At 67.0% G+C, this 18,321-nt stretch carries 15 protein-coding genes; 4 read left to right on the forward strand and 11 right to left on the reverse strand.

Annotated elements, in window-relative coordinates:
- Positions 1-46: 46 nt before the first annotated feature.
- The 5 genes from HOV91_RS13765 to HOV91_RS13785 all read right to left on the reverse strand — a co-directional run bounded on the left by HOV91_RS13765 (position 47) and on the right by HOV91_RS13785 (position 9,013).
- A complete protein-coding gene (locus tag HOV91_RS13765) occupies positions 47-1,222 on the reverse strand; it encodes a DUF2399 domain-containing protein (protein WP_174185774.1) in 1,176 nt (391 codons plus the stop codon).
- A 13-nt stretch (positions 1,223-1,235) separates the two neighbouring features.
- Positions 1,236-5,444 carry a TIGR02680 family protein gene (locus tag HOV91_RS13770; protein ID WP_174185775.1) on the reverse strand — a complete coding sequence of 1,403 codons (4,209 nt, stop codon included), beginning with the start codon at positions 5,442-5,444 and terminating at the stop codon, positions 1,236-1,238.
- Positions 5,441-6,586, reverse strand: a complete 1,146-nt coding sequence (locus HOV91_RS13775; RefSeq protein ID WP_312884601.1) for a DUF2398 family protein — start codon at positions 6,584-6,586, stop codon at positions 5,441-5,443. The genes HOV91_RS13770 and HOV91_RS13775 overlap by 4 nt, the downstream gene beginning before the upstream one ends.
- Positions 6,579-8,135, reverse strand: coding sequence for a DUF2397 domain-containing protein (locus HOV91_RS13780; RefSeq protein ID WP_174185776.1), 1,557 nt, complete (start codon positions 8,133-8,135; stop codon positions 6,579-6,581). The genes HOV91_RS13775 and HOV91_RS13780 overlap by 8 nt, the downstream gene beginning before the upstream one ends.
- Before the next feature lie 569 nt (positions 8,136-8,704).
- Positions 8,705-9,013, reverse strand: coding sequence for a hypothetical protein (locus HOV91_RS13785; RefSeq protein WP_174185777.1), 309 nt, complete (start codon positions 9,011-9,013; stop codon positions 8,705-8,707).
- Positions 9,014-9,166: 153 nt separating this feature from the next.
- Between HOV91_RS13785 and HOV91_RS13790 the strand changes: the two genes are divergently transcribed.
- Complete coding sequence (locus tag HOV91_RS13790) at positions 9,167-9,604, forward strand: hypothetical protein (RefSeq protein ID WP_174185778.1); 438 nt, start codon at positions 9,167-9,169, stop codon at positions 9,602-9,604.
- Between the two features lie 109 nt (positions 9,605-9,713).
- Here HOV91_RS13790 and HOV91_RS41235 read toward each other — a convergent pair whose 3' ends face one another.
- The 4 genes from HOV91_RS41235 to HOV91_RS13810 form a co-directional block, all read right to left on the reverse strand.
- Positions 9,714-9,923: a hypothetical protein gene (locus HOV91_RS41235; RefSeq protein WP_174185751.1), complete on the reverse strand. Its 210-nt coding sequence runs from the start codon at positions 9,921-9,923 to the stop codon at positions 9,714-9,716.
- A 92-nt stretch (positions 9,924-10,015) separates the two neighbouring features.
- The gene (locus HOV91_RS13800) at positions 10,016-10,300 is read right to left on the reverse strand and encodes a hypothetical protein (RefSeq protein WP_174185779.1); all 285 of its coding nucleotides are present in this window, start codon (positions 10,298-10,300) and stop codon (positions 10,016-10,018) included.
- Positions 10,301-10,654: 354 nt separating this feature from the next.
- Positions 10,655-11,077 carry a DUF6924 domain-containing protein gene (locus tag HOV91_RS13805; protein WP_174185780.1) on the reverse strand — a complete coding sequence of 141 codons (423 nt, stop codon included), beginning with the start codon at positions 11,075-11,077 and terminating at the stop codon, positions 10,655-10,657.
- Between the two features lie 342 nt (positions 11,078-11,419).
- A complete protein-coding gene (locus HOV91_RS13810; RefSeq protein WP_174185781.1) occupies positions 11,420-12,658 on the reverse strand; it encodes an FAD-dependent oxidoreductase in 1,239 nt (412 codons plus the stop codon).
- Positions 12,659-12,751: 93 nt separating this feature from the next.
- Between HOV91_RS13810 and HOV91_RS13815 the strand changes: the two genes are divergently transcribed.
- Positions 12,752-13,744, forward strand: a complete 993-nt coding sequence (locus HOV91_RS13815; RefSeq protein WP_174185782.1) for a helix-turn-helix transcriptional regulator — start codon at positions 12,752-12,754, stop codon at positions 13,742-13,744.
- Positions 13,745-13,897: 153 nt separating this feature from the next.
- Here HOV91_RS13815 and HOV91_RS13820 read toward each other — a convergent pair whose 3' ends face one another.
- Entirely contained in the window at positions 13,898-14,851 is a 954-nt protein-coding gene (locus HOV91_RS13820) for an NAD(P)-dependent alcohol dehydrogenase (RefSeq protein WP_174185783.1), read from the reverse strand.
- A 438-nt stretch (positions 14,852-15,289) separates the two neighbouring features.
- Between HOV91_RS13820 and HOV91_RS13825 the strand changes: the two genes are divergently transcribed.
- Complete coding sequence (locus HOV91_RS13825) at positions 15,290-16,297, forward strand: fatty acid desaturase family protein (RefSeq protein WP_246350069.1); 1,008 nt, start codon at positions 15,290-15,292, stop codon at positions 16,295-16,297.
- 448 nt (positions 16,298-16,745) lie between these two features.
- Positions 16,746-17,150 carry a hypothetical protein gene (locus tag HOV91_RS13830; protein ID WP_174185785.1) on the forward strand — a complete coding sequence of 135 codons (405 nt, stop codon included), beginning with the start codon at positions 16,746-16,748 and terminating at the stop codon, positions 17,148-17,150.
- Positions 17,151-17,249: 99 nt separating this feature from the next.
- Here HOV91_RS13830 and HOV91_RS13835 read toward each other — a convergent pair whose 3' ends face one another.
- Complete coding sequence (locus HOV91_RS13835; protein ID WP_174185786.1) at positions 17,250-18,164, reverse strand: D-alanyl-D-alanine carboxypeptidase family protein; 915 nt, start codon at positions 18,162-18,164, stop codon at positions 17,250-17,252.
- Positions 18,165-18,321: the final 157 nt, after the last annotated feature.

An 18,321-nucleotide genomic window follows, 5' to 3' on the forward strand; every position in this document is an offset into this window, starting at 1 on the left:
CCTCGCATCGACGCAGGCGAGCCAGCGCAGGCGCTCCTCGGTGTATTCAGCAGACCGGCGGCGCTGCCGCCCGGAGGTCGGCCAGCAGCAACGGCAGGATCGCCTCTTCATGTAAATCCTTGCTGTACTGGGCGTGCAGATCGGCAGGCCAGGTGTCCGCACACGTCTCGAGTCCGAAGTGACTGGCGTAGGTCTGGGTGTCGAAACGCCACGGCTGGGCGGTGGCGACCGCCGACTGGACAGTCCGGACGATAACCATGCCTGCGGAGTCGATATCCGCACGCACCCTGACATCTATCCCCGCTTCCGCGGCGCCGATCAGCAGGTCCAGTGCGGCCAGCGCCGGCATTCCGTCGGTGCACACCAGAGACGGACAGTTCTCGCCCAGTTCATCGGCGGCGGCCTCCACCACAGCCGGGTTCTCACAAACGAACAACACGGACGGCACTGACGCGAAAGACCATGGTCCCAGCAGATCCCGCAGTGTGAGCCACGAGGGAGCACCGCGCCGGTGGCCGGCAGTGATATCCAGTGGAACATTCAGTGTCAGCACGCGCGAGGACACGGTGTCGCAGCGTACGCCCGCCGACGCCCACGCCGCCCGCCACTGCCTGCCCGGCCGGGCTGGCGGCGGGCTACCGTTTCTGATGGCTATCAGACGCGCGATCGTGCGCCCCAGTTCAGTGGTGTAATCGAGCGCGTGCGCGTCGCCGGTGGCCTCGGCGGCGAGCTGGCCGAGCCGTTTCGGCGGACCAGTCCAGGGCAGCAGCGGCCACACCCCAGCGATACGACCGGCCAGCTCCTCGACCCGGCCGGAACCCAGCTTCGGAGCCCTGGGACCAGCCAGCCATATCTCGACGATGCCCCCGGACAGCCCGGCCCTGCCGAGGGTTTCCAGCACCAGGCGGCGTTCCCGCTGCTGCGCGCGCTGCTGCGCCGCCGCAAGTTCCCACGCCACCGGCAAGGGGCCACCGTGGAGCAATTCGGCGAATCGGCCGACGGTGAGACCGTGATGCGCGAGAGCAACACTGAGCGCTCGCAACGTCACCGCCTTCCCGGATACCTCCCAGTCCACACCCAGCAACCGTCCCACTTGACGCCGCTGTTCGGTCGTCAGCGTCACTTTCAGCGACCCGCGTTCCAGCCCGCCACCGCGATGGATGCGGCGGCTTATCGCCTGGACAACCAGTGCGGGGCCGGGTAAGGCGGCCCAGGCCAGCAACCCTGCGGGCAGTTCATCCATCGTCGAGACCGAACAGGCCGTCTACCGGCATGGGATCGTGCGTTGCGCCGAGCCGGTGCACGTCCACCTCGGTCAGCGTGCCTCCGCACCACAGGTAGGGCAGCACGTCGACACCAGGCAGGTGCTTCTCCCTGGCGAGCTCGTAGATCGCCACGGCGGGAACCGTTTCGTAGGTGCACCATTCATCATGTGCGGTGAGCATGATGTCGAGCTCGAAGTCGACTGTAAGCCCCATGAAGGATGCTTTCACCTGGGCGTCGACACCAGTCATCGCCTCGTCGAGCCACACCCAGCGCGGTGCGTGCGCCGCGGCCGCGTCATAGGCGACCACCGCTGCGGCGAACAACGGCTGCGACAACAGCACCACCTTCTCACCGCCCGACTTGGCGCCGTGCTTGGCCGCGTCGAACGGCACCCACCGGCTGGTGCTGCCGGGCCGGTAGTGCAGACCGATCTTCAGCCAGCCTCGATAGTCGAGTGCCCGGCCGAGCTGATGTTTCCAGTCCACCGCACCCTCGGCAGCTGCCTCGGAGCGTGCTTCGTCGATCTTGCGGGCGAGGTACTGGCGTACCATCTCCTGCCGGTCGACAGACAATTCGGCATAACCTTGGCCCAGCGCGTCCAGGACCGCCGCCGCATCCGGCTCGGCCGGATCCGCGTGCCAGACTACCTTGACGGTGTGGCCCTGGCGGGTCGGGCGCTTGGCCAGCTGGCTGTTGATGTGGGTGAAGGTGCGTTGGGTGTAGTCGAGGCGGTCTTTTAGGTGTTCGATGAAAGTCGAGCCGAGCAGGGTGGCCAGCACTCGTTGCTGCTCAGCGTCGAAACTGTCGCGTTGTTCGATCACCCGTGCGGCCAGGGTATCCGCGGCTGCAGGAGGCAACTGGAACCCCGCGGTGGCATCTGTGTGGATCTCCACCCGCGGCAGGGTCTCATCGTCGTCGAGGACTCGTGCGTCCTGCTGGGGAAGCAGCGCCTGGCGCAGTTCCTCCAGCTTGTTCACGCATGCCCGCCATGCCCGATCCACGTCGGCGGGTTCGGCTTTCAGCTCGATCTCCCGGCGCACCGCGGTTGCCAGATCCCGCGCTGCCTGCACATTCCGGCGCTCCGGTACATCCACGGCGAGCGGCTGAGCGAGCCCGTGATCGAGCGCTTCCCACAGCTGCGCGATCGCATGGTCGCGGCGCTGCTCGGCACCGGCCCGCTCCCGTTCGTGATTGGCCAGCACTTCTTCAGCGCGGGCCTCATTTACGCGCGCACCAGTGAGCTGTTCGTCATAGGTGTCACGCTCGCTCTCCAAGCGCTCGATGCGGGCGTCGAGTTCCGCCTTGCTGGCCAACTGCTGCTGCTGATCGGCACCCAGCGCCTTCTCGGCGGTCTGCAGTTTCACTTCGAGGCGGCGTTGTTCCTCCGCAATATCGTCGCGTGCGGACTCGGCTTCCACCCTCCGCTGCGTGTTCTCCTCGAAGGTGAGCATCGCGTCACCATGAGCATCCTCAGCGGTGTCCAGCTGGCGCAGGACCATGCCGTAGCGGTCTATGTCGCCACGCAACGCGGTGAGCGCATCCGCCTGGTCGCTGAGGCGGTCTTGGGAGAACCGGTGCGTCGCAGCATATTCAGCTAGGACGGCGCGCGCGACATCGAGACGAGCCAGTTCGGTCGCATGCTGGGTTTCGGCATCGGCGAGTTCACCGGCACGGGCGATCGTCGCGCTAGTGCGTTCCCCCCAACGCACCACCGCATCGTTGAGCTTGCGCTCTTCGGACTCCGGCAGCGCTTGCTCCTCGGCGTCCAGCCGATCCAACGCCGCACCGGCTTTCGTGAGCCGGGAATCGATGGCCGACAATTGCTGAGCCAGCTCGTCCTGCTCGGCTTCGAGTGCGGCAATGCGGCGGGCTCTGAACGCTTCCCGAGCGGCGGTGCCGACATAGGTCGCCGGTCCGGCGGCGTCGGCGCGACCGGCCAGCCCACCCACGCGCCAGCTGCCGTCCGCGCCCAACCAGTCACCGGCCGGTTCGGGTTCCCCGGCAGCACGCCAACCGAACTGCGCAAGCGCCCGCCGTACGAGTTCGACTCCGACCCCGCCTGCTTCGACCGGTTCCAGCACCGCGAGCAGATTCGTGCCCGACCGATCTCCGGTCGCGGCGCCGCCGGCCAGACCCAGGTCGGCGAACTCGAGATCGATCGTGCCATCCGGTGCGACCCATGCGTCGAGTAAGCCAGACCCGGCGAGTGCCGCCTCCAGCACCTCCAGCTCCGTGTCGTCCACACCCGGCAGCGGATTGACCAGACGCCACAGCGGCGCGCCCTGCCCCTGGGAAACATTCGGCCGCATTCGCCGTCGCCAAGTCGTCGGGACCGGCGGCGCGGCATCGGTTTCCGCCCGCACCTTGGCCAGTTCTCCGGCGACCGCACCGGACCGTTCCGCGATCGGCGCGCGTTCGAGCAGCGCGGACTGCTTGCACTCCTGCCACACGGTGCGCTGGGCCGAGATGTGGGCACGCATCTGCGCTGTCACCGACGGCTGGGCCGAAACCTCGCCGGTGTCCTCGATGACCGTCAGTTCGGCGATCGAATCGCACCAGCCGGCCAGGATTTCCTCCGTGGGCCGGGCCACCTCGGCGTCGCCGGACCAGTCGCGCACCCGCGTCTCCAAGGTCTGCGCGGCGCGACGGACAGCCGACAGTGCCTCCTCTTCGGCCCCTCGTGCCTGGGCGAGCCGGGTCTCGGCAGCTTCGACCAGCCTGCCGGACCGCTCCACCCGCTGCGCCGCCGCGGCACGCTGTTCGTCGAGTTTCCGGAGGTGTCGGAATCGTTCCTGCCGGGACCGATGCTCACCGACCAGGGCGTCGACATCCCGGGCGGCCACGTGGCGTTCTACCGACTCCGTCAGGCCCGCGAGCACCGCGTTTGCGGCCATCGACTGCTCCGCGGCACGCAGCGCTTCGCCGGCTTCCCGCAGCTTCTCTGCGGCCTTCGTGGCTTTCGCCGCGGCATTCGCTTCTGAGACGCATTCTCGTTCAGCCAGTTTGACGGCGCTGTCGTGCTGGGCTTGCACCCGACGGAGTTCTCGGCGCAGTCCCTCGATTCGTCCGGTCGCGGACACCGCGTCCTTGTAGGAATCCGATTCGAGCAGTTCCCGCAAGGCCGCCATCGCGTCCCCGAGAGCGCGGCGGGTCTCGGCGAGGCGGGTGTCGGATCGGCCACGCAGCGCCACCGCGTCCGCGAGCGTGGCCTCCGCGGCTTTCTTATCACTCGTCGTTCTATCCAGGCTGGTGGTGGCGGCAGCCATCTCGTCAGCGCGCAGCCGCATCACTCGCTTGGCCCACGGCTGCCACCCCGTACGGACGAACATCGCGATCGCCCGCGCCGACTCCTCGGTGCGCTGCATCGTCGCTCGGAGTTGCTCGAGATGCTCCCATCCATCGGCGAGCTGATCGACTTCGTGACCGGCCAGTGGCGGCAATGCATCCCGCAAAGTCATGGCCAGGCTGGCTGGGTTGAGCCGCTCACCCAGTTTCGGCTTACGCAGCTGTTTGAGCAGTTCGGTGAGATTGTCGTACGACTCGGTACCGAGCCCGTACAGCTCCTCGGCCAGCCGGGCCCGGTAGGCCCCAGCACTGCTGAGCAATGCCACCCCATCGATCTGCTTGAGGTCCTTGAGTTCGAGCGGGCGGCCTGCCTCGAGCAAGGTGAAGTCCCGGCCCAACCGCTGCCTGGTGACAAAATGCCAGGTGCTGACCGGAACGGTCCCGCTGCCAGCGCGCGCCGAGGCACCGAGCCCACAGGTGAAGTAGGCCGGGGACCCGTCCTCGGTGATCCGTCCGAATTCCGCCCATGCGTATCCGAGTCCGGCATCGGCAGGTTCGCGTGGGTCGTCACCGTCGCCGGTGGGCAGTAGATTGAAACGCATACTGCGATGCTGGGAACCGAACGGGTCGAGCACTGATGGTGCGATCTCTCCGCGCAGCAGCAGTAGCGTGGTCAGTTCCAGCACCTTGGTCTTGCCCGCACCGTTTCCGCCGCGCAGAACCAGTCTGCCGTCGGCGAACCAGAATTCCGCGTCGTCGTATTCCCACAGATTCACGATGCCCACGCGCAACGGTTGCCATCGCTGACGGCCTGGCGAGGGCAGTTGCCGAGACAGCGCGGCCTGAAGCCAGTCCTGCCCCCAGGTTTGCGTGCCGGCGAGTTCGACGGTCATCGAAGCTCCTCGATACGTGCGGTTTCGGCAAGAATCTCCGGCGCGCGGTATCGTGCGGCCGCTGGGGTCAGCTGCCACAGTCCAGGGCGCAGTCCCGGCCGAAGCATGTCGAGCGCCCGCAACAGTTCCACTACCCGCTCCCGGCGCGCGGTCGGCGCCGCGACCTCGGCGGTGATCGACTTCGGATGCCGCACCGCAACCTGTTCGACGGCGTTCAGCAGGTCGGCCTCGGTTACCACGCCGTCGTTGTCCCGGCGTCCACACAGGTCGCCGAGCACGACGAGGGCAACGAAATCGACTGCACGCAACCGCGGGAACGGCAGGTCGGTTGCCGATTCCTCACCGGCGATGAGGGCCAACCCTTCGGCACGCTGTTCCACCGTCCAACCGGTCATCTCGGTGCACCACGCCACCACCCGGCTGCGCTGCCGGATCAGATACGCACGCTCGGCTTCGGTGAGATCACTGTAAAGGCAGACCGGCAGCTCGATGATCCGCCGCATCACCGCGAATCGTTCAGCCGCCTCGGTGAACACCGCGCCGCGCTGGTCGAGCGCAGCCTTGAGCGCGGTTGGGTCGGCAATACGCAGCAGCATCTCGCGCTGCACACCATAGGTGCCGCCGACCTTGTCCGACTGCCGGGCCCAGCCGTCACGGCGGTCCACACTATCGCTGCCCGCCGGCGCCAGCGCACCGGCCGACACCAGCAGCTCCAGGGCCGTGATAAGCAGCTTTCGCTCGGTGAACCGATCGGGCTCGTAGGGAGTGACCGGGCAGTCGTCGCGCGCCGAGATCACCCGCACCCGATCCGACAGGTCCTGGGTGGAGGTGATGTCCTCGGCTTCCTCAGCTGCCGCGGCGGCCAGCAGCGCCAGCACCAGCGCCCGACGCGGCGGCGGGTTGACCCGGCGCGGCGCGAGCACGGTGTCACCCAAGGGCAGGCGGAACAACCTGGCCGCGGTGTCGGTGACCACCAAGCGGTAGCCGAGGCGGGAGGAGAACCAGTTCACCAGTTCCGGCCGATGCCGGGGATGCCGAATGAGGCCGAACAGTTCCCGATGCCGGACGCGGTCGACCACCGGGTTGGCCAGCAGCCCGATGAACGCGCGGCGCCGGCACAGCGCGTCCCGATCGTCATCCACCGTGCTCCACCTCTGCCGGGTCCAGCGTGAAATGCCAGTTCCGTGTCACGAACCGGCCGTGCGGGCAGTCCAGGGTGGTGGTGCCGGCAACCGCCGGCTCGGTTAGAGTGACCCGCCATCGGCCGTCTTCGGTGACCCCGGCACGTTGCGGCTCCCCACGTCGCCCCCGCGCCGTCGCCAGCAGATCGAGCAACATCCGTAGTTCGGGCTCCGACAGCGGCGCCCAGTCCGCCAGTTCGGTCCCCGATCGCGCGCGCAAAGCCGCCTCGGCCTCCCGCCGTTGCGCCAAGGCCGCGGTTCGTGCCCGCCGTGCCGCCGCCCGGCCGGTGGCCGTATTCATCGCCTTGACCCGGCTGCCGACCGCAGCCCGCTGGCCGTGTTCCCGATACCGTGCCGTGATCGGTGCCGCAGCGGCATCGGACCAGGCCAACGCGTGGTCGTCGGCACCGTCAGCGGCGATCAGCAGATGACGCGCCGGGAACACACCGATGGCCGTGTCCCACATGCGCCAGGCCGCTTCGTCGTCAGGTGCGCGCTCGATCGCACCAGCGAGCTCGAGCAACTCTCCGCGCCGGGTCAGCGCACCACCGGTATCAAGCAGAATGTGCATGTTGCGGGCCCACGGCGCTACCAGGTCGCGCAATTGCCTGCGCAACCGTCTGGCCTGCCCATCGGCGCCGTCGAACCAGCTCCGCAACGATTCCCAGGTGCGCATCCATCGCTGCACCTGCAGGTCCACCACGTTGTCGGGTGCGTCGTCGGCAAGGGCACCACGCACACACGCCCGCAGCACCGAGTCGGTCAGCTGCGGACGCACCTCCGCCATCAGCGCCGCGACAGCTGGAGTGTGAATGTCGACCTGCTCACCCCACATCCCGACATAGGATTGCAGCGTCCGCCACAGAACTTCCTGCTTGTCCGGGTCCGGCCCGCCGGACAGCGCATGCGCCAGGCTGCGCTGCCAAGATCGCGCCGCCACCGCCATCCCGTGATGCAAGGCGATGACCTGTTGATACTCCGCCGCAGCCGCCGGGAAATTCCGGTCCCGCACCGCGTCGGCGAACCCGCGCAACCGGTCGTGAATCGCCCTGGGAGCCAGTGTGAGATCCGCGGCGGCATCCTCATCAGCGGCCAGATCCATAGTCCAGAACGCGTGCAGGCGGGCCGCTGTCGGAGTCAGCTGGAAACGATCACGACGCCGCAGAAAATCCTCCCCCGTGCGCGCCGGCTCCTGCCACCGAGTGAGCACTCCCCACCGCACCAGGCTGGTCAAACGAGCATCGAGCGCGAAGGAGTCCTCGTGCAACAGCCGATCGGCCACCTGCTGTCCGGCACGCTCACTCACCCACGCCCGCAACCGGGTAGCGATCTCATCGAACGACATCCCGGTCAGACTGGTGTCCTGTGCCTCGACCAGCACATCGACGATCGCGCGATACTGCGCGGCGAACCGAGACACCAAGTAGGCAGGTACCAATTCCTGCCCCGGCAGATAAGCGGCCCAAGGATCAACTCCCGCCGATTCGACCAGCTCATCCCCATCGCCCACCGGACCAAGAATAGTCCGGCGTGCCGCGCCGGACGCAATACTCCAAGCACTTCGATCTGCTTCACGCTGGACTGATCTGGGAGTACCGGCTAGCCCGACCCGATGATCGTGCGCTCGCGCTCCGCTGCTCGAGATTCGACCGCGGGCAAGACAGCCGGCCTATGTGCGGGCTGGTCGTCGCAGTGCGGGAGCCCTGCATACCTGCTACGAGCCGACCGGCACCCGGATCGGGAGCACACTCGACAGACAGCTCCTGGCTGGAAGCCGAACGGCGGTAGCGCCGTTGCCCGGATCACTCGTTCGACCTGCGGACGCCGATGCAAGCTAGCATGCTCGAAATAGCCCCTGCGACAGAGGGATCGTGGGTACAGTGCCGCCGAACTGGTACCCCGGCACTCAGAACGAGGGGGTTGTCGTAGTACTCCCTGCCGCCGATGTCGTGGCACCGTGATGCTCGCCCAGATCGACCCTGAGCTGACAGAAGCCGGTGTATACCTGGTATACCTGCCGACGAACCCGGGCGAACGCCCGTCGATCACGCACAACCGTTGCCGTGCGGGAATCGAGGGTCAACGCACGAGATCACAGTGCTTCAGCTTGTGGCCCCGGGGAACCTTACTGTTGGCGTCGGCTTGAGCTGCCGCCCGATCTTTGCCGGTGCCGTAGACGACCTCACCGGTCGCTTCGTTCTGCAGATTCATGAGATAGCATTTCACCGTCACGGTCTTCTTCGGCTTGTTCGCGAAGCTGAATTCGTGTTCGGCGGCGATGTTTGCGGGTGCGACGGTGTTCGCCGGAGCGGAGTGTGCCGGAACCGCCGGGATCAGCAGCAACGCGGTGAGTACGGAACCAGCGAAGAGTCGCGTGGTTGTGGACATGATCGAATCCCCCCTTTTTAGAATCAGACAACCCAAACAGTAGGGTACCGGCCGTCGGGTCAGCAAGTGGTTTTCCGAGTGCCGTCCGAGTCGGCGAGAAGGTCGCCGTCGAGTGGCTTGCGGATCGGCGCTGGTCGGTGTTACACACTGTTCATGGCCATGTTTCGGGGGAGTGTGTACATCTACGGCACGATGGACGATGCGGTTCGGATCGTCGGGACCTATGCCAAGCGGATGGCGCTGGAAATCGGTGACGAGCCCACGTATTTCGCGATCGATGAGGATTGGTTCGACTCGTTCCGACTGGTCGCGCAATGGTTGGAATACAACGAAGAGCTGACGACCGATGATCTTCCGGAGGGGCGGAAGGTGCTGGAAATCAGTTGTATCTCCCGTGTGGCGGTGGTCGGGGATCCGAATCGGTTCGTCGAGAGGACGATCGACGCCGCGCTCGAGGAGTTCTTTCGCGACGGTGGGCGGCCGGATTCCGGGAATCCGAAGTCGATTCCGTGGGCGAGCTCCTCGGGCGAGCTCGACGAGGACGAAGTCGAGCGGTTTCGGAAGCGTTTTCCCGGTGCGCAATTGCGCTGAGGTCGCATAGCCGTCGGCAGGATCATCCGAAATACGGTGCGTCGCGAAATCCCTGGACCCGACCCGCTCGACTGGCCAGCTCCTAGGCCTGACCACAGCAGCGGAAACCTCACCAGTAGGCCGTCCCCGCGTCACGGTAGGCGAGATCGAGTACCACCGCGTGATCCGCGAGCATCGCCGCTGGCCTACGTCGTGACAGTCCGGCGTGCTTGTCCTTGCCCTGGCGACGCATCCGATCCATCAGAGCGGTGTGGTCGATCGAGTCGGAGCACGCCTCGATGTCCGCGTCCAGCACCCGGCGATAACCTGGTATCACCAACCGGACCGACGACACTCCTCCCCTGACAATTGCGATGGACCCCGCAGGAGATGAGTAGGGACCAAGTGACTTAGACATCGTCGTACAGGACATCAAACCATGCCGAGATACACCGCTTCGGTGACGATGCGGACGAAACGCTGTTCAGGCTGTACGCCGCGCAGCCCGACACCAGTTTGGTACGAGGTATCTACCGGTACGGCGACACCATGTTCAACCGGCACCAGCTCGGCTTGAGCCTCGATCAGATCGAGGGGATCGAGGTACGGACCGATGCCGAGCGGCAGGCTGTCGACCTGCTGAAGCGGGCGGCGTCGATTGCGCTCCGCGCCAACGGCGACTGGCCGGGTAGGACTGGTCAGAAATCGGGCGAGCACGCAGCGTGGGCAACGGATCGCATTGCGCCAGCAGCAGGCGACATACCCAAGATTGTGAGACGTAGGCAGCCCGACCAGACATTATCATCACCCGCTCATAGCTGCAGGGCACGGAGATTCCTCAGACAGCATACTTTCTCACAATGACCAGGCGTTTTCCAGTTGCCCATGTTTTGTGTGTCCTGCCGAGGGCACAACATCGACGCAGGGCCAGCCGTCTTCCTGTCCTGGTGGCCAACCTCCGAACCCGGTCGAATACGCAGTGGCTAAATCCATAGGTGCAGCCTCGAGCCGGGCAAGCTACATCATCCACGTCATCATCGAACAAGTCGGCGTTCTGAGTGTCGGCCGCATTCACCGATCGAAGCCGCGAAAAACACCGTCCTCGTCGACGCTGCTTGCGTAATCCTCGAAGTCCATGTTGGAGAGGAGGAAGTTGGCCTCGACCTCGGCCATCGCGGTCGGCGCGATCCGGAACACCGCGTCGGCGTCCCCTCGGGCATCCTCGTCGCTGGTATCGACCACCAGCAGTGGGTGCTCAGGGTCGGTCATCGTGGTGGTGTCGGCGAGGAACACATAGGTCTGGCCATCGACCAGATCACCTAGGTCGGCGGGGGTCAGCCCGTCGAAGGTCACGTCGTCGACGGGGGTCAGCTCTGACATCGTGTCTTCGTCGTAGGACGCGATGACCGCCGCGAGGGTTCGGGCCCACGCCGCGTCGTCGGTGAAGTCAGTACGCACCAGAAGCGATTCGCCCTCGGGCAGAGACCGTGTCATACGCCCGATTGTGCACTGCGGCAGCCGAACACAATGCGCGCCCACACATCACGACGTCGAATTCGCCGATACGAGATCCTCAGATCCGAGGCGACGGCAGCTTCCACCGACGGGTGATGTCACAGATCGCCGATAGAACCAGCGGCTCAGCAAGACCGTGGTACCACCGGAGGCGGCGACGGTCATCACGCCGGACCTGGTGCCGGGGGCACTGTTCCCAGGCGCATCACCCCGGCTACCACCGCGCCGCGGCGGACGCGGCCGCGTGTCAACCAGCTCCGACCTACCGGCCCGTGCGCGACACCCTGTTCTGAATACAGGGCACGGACGTCGCGCGGCTCGTCAGTGACGTAGCCGGGCGGCTGCGGCCAGAATCGGAGTGCTCACGGCGGTGGCTGCGGCGCCGAGTGTGGTGTCGGTGGCCAGGATCCACCGGACGGTCTTCATGGCCAGGGTCAGGACTTCTGCGCCGCGCTGACGCATGTCGGCCTCGAAATGTTCCACGGCGTCGGTGAGTGTCGCGGTGCCGGCGGCAGCGTCGCTCACATGCTCGAGCAGGCTGGCGGCGTCGCGGATGGCCGCGCCCGCTCCCATCCCGGCGGTGGGTGGTGTGGCGTGGACAGCGTCGCCGAGCGCGGTGATTCGACCCGCGGGCCAGGGTGCGAGATCGTCCGCACGAGTGGAGGCGGCGTTGAAGCGGAACCCGGCCACGCTGTCCGGGTCGGCCTGGGCGATGACCTCGAGTGTGTGTTCGGCCCAGCCGCGCTTGCGAAACCGGCCCAGCAGCGCGGCCTGTAGCGCGCCGCCACGCAGGTCACGCAGGGAGTCGGTGCCGGCGGATTCGGGGAACATCGCGCCCCAGATGTAGGTGGGTCCGGTGGTGACCGACATCCGCAGCTCGGGAGCGTCGAGCGCGGCGTTGCCGACCGGATCGAGGAAGCCGATATAGAGCGCTGCCCCGTGCGGGCCGATCGCCAGCCCCGATCGTGGCCTCAGTCGCTGCTGCTCCCTGCGGCTGAGGTCTCGCACGAGGGTGCGGCCGGAGAACCCGATGATGCCCGCCGGTCTGTTGGTCGGGCCTCCCGCCAGGTGGCGGGCTACCACGGAGTGGGTGCCGTCCGCGCCCACCACCAGATCCGCTGACACCGGCGCCCGATCGGTGAACAACACCTGGGGCGCGCCGTGGTCATCATGGTCAACGCCGGACACGCCGCATCCCAGATGCAGGGCATCACCCACCGCTTCGGCCAGCAACATCCGCAAGGTGATCCGATCCACGTCGACACTGCCGCTGTCGCTCAGATCCGGCCCGTGGCCGAGCAGCCGGCCGCGGCGGTCCCAGAACGCGTCACGCTCGCGCAGCCGCAGCGCCGACCCCGATGCCAGCAACCGCTGCGTGATCTTCGGTTCCACCAGATCTTTCAGCGCCGACTGCGCCCGGTCGTCCAGCGTGATGTGGTAGCCGCCTGTCGCCGCCACGTCGGTGTCGCGGTCGAATACCGCCACCTCGAATCCCCGGCGACGCAGCCCGGCCCCCAGGGCGAGTCCGCCGATCCCGCCACCGACCACAACCACCCGCATACCCGACCGTCCTCTCTGCCAGTGCTCGCTGAACAGAACCCACCCTGACATCGGTGGTGGACACCGAATGGCCACTACCGGTCGGATAGGACGATGGCGAACACCTCACACCGAGCCTTGCGATTGCTGTCTCTGTTCGGATCAGGTCGGCAGTGGCCGCTGCGCGAGCTGGCCACCCGGCTCGGAGTCAGTGAACGCACCGTCCGCCGCGACATAGAAGCACTGCGCCGGCTCGACTACCCGATCACCACCATCCACGGCCCCGACGGCGGCTATCGGCTCGGTGCCGGGCACACCCTGCCGCCGCTGCTGTTCGATCACGACCAGGCCCTCGCGCTCGCGGTGGCCCTGCAGACCGCGCCCAGCACGATGTTCGGCCTCGGAGACGACGCGGCGCGGGCACTGGCCACTCTGCACCAGGTCATGCCGCCTGCGCTGCGGACGTCCATGGAATCCCTGCGCCTGACCCGGCTGCAGAACTACTGGGAATTCCCCGCACCTCCCATCGCCCCGTCCGTTCTCACCGCCGTCGGAACCGCGGTACGCCACCGCCACCTACTCGTCATCGAGACACTGCGTCCCGACGGCACACGCCCCGAACCCGGAGACCCCGATTTCCGGCCCGCACACCGCATCGAGCCGCACCACCTGGTCGTCTGGGCCGCCCGGTGGTACCTGGTCGCCTACGACCTCACCGACCACGAATGGCGAGTGCACCGCGTCGATCGACTGCACTCCCGCCCCACTACGCAGCACTTCTCCGCCCGCGCGCTTCCCGACGACGACCTCGCCCGCTTCGTGATGAGCACCCACGACCGCGGCGACACCCCCGCCGACTGGCCATGCACCGGCACCGCACGGCTCAACCTGCCCGCTCACATCGTGGCCCGCTGGGCGCCGGGCGGCTCCGTCGTGGAACACCTCGACACCGAACACTGCCGGCTCACTCTCGGCGCCTGGTCCTGGGCCGGCGTCGCCGGCATCCTCGCCACCTTCGACACCGAACTCACCGACCTTCACCCACCCCAACTCGTCCACGCATGCCGCCGACTCACGCGCCGATGGGCCACTATTGCCGACACCTGAGTAGAACTCGACTTCCCGACCTCCGAACCCGGTCGCGGGCGAACCCGACCGCGCCGGCAGAGCGGCGAGGGGGCGCCGAGATCGGTTGCTACCAAAGGAAAGTGACGTACGTGTCGCACTGGCCCGGACGCGTCGGGTGAACGCATTCCCCGATCAGCGGATCTCGACCACCACTTTGCCGAGTGCGCGCCCCGCACCGACGTGGGCCAGCGCGGCCGCGGTCTCCTCGAGCGGGAATTTGCGGTCGATGTGGATATCGATCCGGCCCGCGACACACGACTCCGCGAGGGGTGTGAAGTGCGCGGGCCCTTCCTTGACCGCGAGGACCCCGAGCCTGCGGCCGGTCACCATCCCGACGACCGCGCCCACCGTCGTGATCCTCAGCAACGAGCGTGTGGTGCCGCCGACGCAGCGGTACCGGCCGCCGCGGGCGATCGACCTGCGATAGGCGAAGACCGACCGGTGGGCGACGAGGTCGAGCACCCGGTCGTATGGTCCGGTTCGGGTGAAGTCCGCTGCGCGATAGTCGATGACCTCGTCAGCGCCGAGCGTGCGCATGAACGCGAGTTTGGCGGCGTTGTCCACCCCGGTCACATGCGCCCCGGCACTCTTGGCCAGCTGGATCGCGAACGCACCCGAGCCGCCTCCCGCACCGTTGATCAACACCGACATGCCGGCTGCGATATCGGCCGTGCCCTGCAATGCGATCGCTCCCGCCTGCGGCAGGGTCGACGCCTCGGCGAAGCTCAGCGCCGCCGGTTTGTGGGCCAACGCTGATTCGGGAGCCACCGCATATTCCGCGAAACCGCCCTTGAGCATGAGATTGTCGCCGTAGACCTCGTCACCCGGCGCGAACAGACTGACCTCGGAGCCGACCGCCTCGACCCGCCCGGCGATATCGGATCCGAGAACCGGGCGCCTCGGTGCACGGAGCCCGCCGATGCGCGAATACAGCGGTGTCCCCCGCAGGGTCTCCCAGTCGGAGAGGTTGATCGACGTAGCGTGCACCTGGACGAGCACCTGTTTCGGCCCCGGGGAAGGCACGGGGACCTCCGCGATCGACAGCACGTCGGGACCGCCGTAGCGGTCGTACACGACGGCCCTCATGCGATTCCAGCCGAAGGGATCGAGCGACAGCCTGGCACACGGCGAAGTCTAGTCGGCGACCTGACCCACGACCCGCGAACGGCGCGTCAGCCTTCCGGTAATACGCCGAACCCGGTCCAGCACAACAGCATCTACGAAAGTCGACCGGCCGCAGCACGTAACCGGTCAGCCGCCTCGGTCCACGGCGGACACCGAATATCACACCGCAGTCCGATCCCATCTCATACCAGAGGGCTACGGGTAACGAGGATGCGACCGATAGCTTCGGGGTATCGAAATCGGCGCCCCGCTCCGGCATCGACCGGCCGGCATCGTCGACGGACGGAGATGGCGTCTCCGACTCAGCTCACAGGAAGATCTATGACGACACCTGCCTTGGTCCCCGAGTCATCTCCACGGTCACCGCGGCGCGGCGCTGACGGTGATTACGCCCGTCTGTTGCGCAGGATCTCCGACGCGGGCCTGATGAACCGGCGTCCCGTCTACTACGCCGTCCGACTCGGCCTCGTCGGGGTCGCGTTCGCAGCCGGCTGGGCGGCGTTCGTCCTCGTCGGCGATTCGTGGTGGACGCTGCTGGTCGCGGGGTTCATGGCCGTGACGTTCGCTCAAATCGCCCTCGTCATGCACGATGTCGCGCACCGCCAAGTCTTCCGGCTACGGCAGCCGACCGAGCTCGTGGGACGACTCGTCGGCAACGCCGGCATCGGCCTGGGCTACGGCTGGTGGCAGGACAAGCACACCCGGCATCACGCCAACCCGAACCACGAGGAACTCGACCCCGATGTCGCGCCCGACATTCTGGTCTGGTCACAACAGCAGGCACGGTCCAGCCGCGGTCTGGCTCGTCTCATCGGGAGGGCGCAGGCGTTCCTGTTCTTCCCCCTGCTGTTGCTGGAGGGCCTGAACCTCCATGTGGCCGGCGTACGTGCGCTCAGAAATCGAGCGGTCAAATACCGCGGACTGGAGGGCGCGCTGCTGTTCGGCCACTTCGCCGCCTACCTGGCCGCACTGTTCGCGGTGCTGCCCGCCGACAAGGCCTTCGCGTTCCTCGCTGTCCACCAGGGCCTCTTCGGCCTGTACATGGGCTGCATCTTCGCCCCGAACCACAAGGGCATGCCGACCTTGACCGGCGACGACCGCCCCGACTACCTCCGTCGCCAGGTGCTGACCTCCCGCAACGTCCGGGGTGGCGCGTTGACCGACCTCGCCCTCGGCGGGCTCAACTATCAGATCGAGCACCATTTGTTCCCGAGCATGCCGACGCCGAACCTGCGTCCGGCCCAGGTGATCGTCCGCGACTACTGCGCCGAAATCGGCGTGCCCTACCACGAAACCGGGCTGATCTCCTCATACCGCGAGGCGCTGAGACACCTGCACCACGTCGGCGCTCCCCTGCGCACTTCGGATCGAGACCCGAGTGCCGAGGTGCCGCAACGCAATCGCTGAATACCATGACGCACCGGGGCCGTCGGCGGCTGCGCTGTTGGGTGGTCGCGTCCACGAATCTGCGTTACTGAGCTCGATTACGCGCTCAGCGGTTACTTAAGACTGGTGTCAGGGCTTGATCCGGCCAGGGATCGAGTCCCTGGTACCCGATGGGAGGCATTACAGCCGTCCTAGTCGTTGAAGGCGCTGCGCTCGTAGGAAGCCAACCCGTCCGGGAACCAGGGCGGCATCACGACTCGCGGCATCACAGGATGTCGTGATCTCGGGTCGTGTGATCACCAGCGGGGTCAGCTGGCGCGTTAATGGCCGATCGCGGTGTCAGTGGGGGTATCAGGTGTGTGTCAGCGCGGTGTCAGTCAGCCCGGCGACAGTGTGTACATCAACAAAACGACCGGGCGCCGACACGGTTCCAGTCGCTGATCACAACCGATTTCGAGGAGTACACGCCATGTCCGTCACCATCACCCTGACCGATCAGGACAAGAGCACCCTGCGCACCGCCGCCTACGGTGCGGTGTCGCTGATGGCCGCCTCAGGTGCGCCGCACAAGGGCATCACGCACGGCTCCATCGCCCTGACCTCGGCGACCGGGCTGGTCGGGCACGTGCTCGCCGCCAAGTCCAAAGACATTCACCTGCCGGGCAGGACCGCCGCCGAGCTCGCCGACCACGTGCTGCCGAGCCTGACCGCGGCCATGAGCCTGCTGGGCAAGCAGCATCCGGGCGAAGCCGGCAACTTCCGCGATACCGTCCTCGTCGCCGTCGAAGCCGCCGCAAGGCCCCGCAACGGCGAGCCCAGCGCGGCCGTGGCTGCGATGGCCCGCAAGATCACCGCGGCCCTCGACGCCGCTTGACGGATGCGGCTCGCGCAGTACAGCTGGTCGCGGGGTCCTCTCCGGACCCCGCGACACGGCCACCGACCGCCGGACCTCGAGTGCGGACGGCATGCCGGGCTAACTGATCGGCAGCACGCTCAGGATCGGGTCGTAGGCCCAGTTCAACATGCGCTCGGCGTCGTTCTTGGCGACGATCTCGCTGTCGGGTGAGCTGTGCAGGACCACACCGATCAGCGGTATGCCCGCCCTGACCGTCTCGAACAGCAGGCAGGTTCCCGCAGCGTCGGTCCATCCGGTTTTGATGCCGATGGTGCCGGGATAGTGGCGCAGCAGCAAGTTCGTGGTCTGCCAGAGGTGAGCGCGGTTGTCCGGGCTCGCGGGCACGTGATAACTCTTCGACCTGGCGATGTCGCGGAACTCCGGCAGGCTCATCGCGCGCAGGCCGAGGGCCAGCAGGTCCGCCGGTGTGGAGTAGGTGGAGTGGTCGGTGGGGGCGGGTAGCCCGCTGGGGTCGGTGAAATGCGTTCTCGGCAAACCCATCTGACGCGCGGTGTCGTTCATTCTGGCGATGAAGCCGTCGTGACCGGGCCCGTAGGCGTCGGCAAGGGTATAGGCGGCGTCGCAGCCCGACGGCAGCATCAGCGCGTAGAGGAGCTGTCGCGTGGTGAGCACCTCGCCGGGAACCAGGCCCGCGGTGCTCCCGTCGTACTCGGTGCAGTAGGCGACGATTTCTCGCGGCACCGTAATGGCCCGGTCGAGGTCGCCGGCGTTGATCACGACCAGTGCCGTCATCACCTTCGTGATGCTGGCGATCGGGACCGGGGTGTCCGGCTGTCGCGACCACAGCACCGTGCCGGTGATTCCCTCTGCCAGCGCCGCTCCCGACGCCTGCACTGCGTCCAGCTCGGATGTCACCCAGGGCAACTGGATATGGGCGTCGCTCGCGGCGTGGGCGGCCGTGACGGCCTGACCGGCTACCGCGACCAGCACTCCGGCAACGACCGTCCGCAACACATTGGCAAATGTCCGCATCGCCACATTGTGCCGCTTTATCCGTACAGACACCGGCATCTTGCGTCGCGAATTACCGCGTCGCCGCGAAGACAGCATACAAGCAGCTAATTGAAGCTTCGAGTTCTACTCTCCCGTGCGACCGCCCGCTCAGCGGCCCAGCGAGACAACGGCGTCA

It is taken from the genome of Nocardia barduliensis (assembly GCF_013315795.1).
Classification (GTDB): Bacteria; Actinomycetota; Actinomycetes; order Mycobacteriales; family Mycobacteriaceae; genus Nocardia; species Nocardia barduliensis.

Excerpts from the sequence above, each read along its gene's own strand:
- HOV91_RS13770 (WP_174185775.1), bottom strand. The coding sequence starts at position 5,444 with ATGACCGTCGAACTCGCCGGCACGCAAACCTGGGGGCAGGACTGGCTT.
- HOV91_RS13785 (WP_174185777.1), bottom strand. The coding sequence starts at position 9,013 with ATGTCCACAACCACGCGACTCTTCGCTGGTTCCGTACTCACCGCGTTG.
- HOV91_RS13790 (WP_174185778.1), top strand. The coding sequence starts at position 9,167 with ATGGCCATGTTTCGGGGGAGTGTGTACATCTACGGCACGATGGACGAT.
- HOV91_RS13805 (WP_174185780.1), bottom strand. The coding sequence starts at position 11,077 with ATGACACGGTCTCTGCCCGAGGGCGAATCGCTTCTGGTGCGTACTGAC.
- HOV91_RS13810 (WP_174185781.1), bottom strand. The coding sequence starts at position 12,658 with ATGCGGGTGGTTGTGGTCGGTGGCGGGATCGGCGGACTCGCCCTGGGG.
- HOV91_RS13815 (WP_174185782.1), top strand. The coding sequence starts at position 12,752 with ATGGCGAACACCTCACACCGAGCCTTGCGATTGCTGTCTCTGTTCGGA.
- HOV91_RS13820 (WP_174185783.1), bottom strand. The coding sequence starts at position 14,851 with ATGAGGGCCGTCGTGTACGACCGCTACGGCGGTCCCGACGTGCTGTCG.
- HOV91_RS13830 (WP_174185785.1), top strand. The coding sequence starts at position 16,746 with ATGTCCGTCACCATCACCCTGACCGATCAGGACAAGAGCACCCTGCGC.
- HOV91_RS13835 (WP_174185786.1), bottom strand. The coding sequence starts at position 18,164 with ATGCGGACATTTGCCAATGTGTTGCGGACGGTCGTTGCCGGAGTGCTG.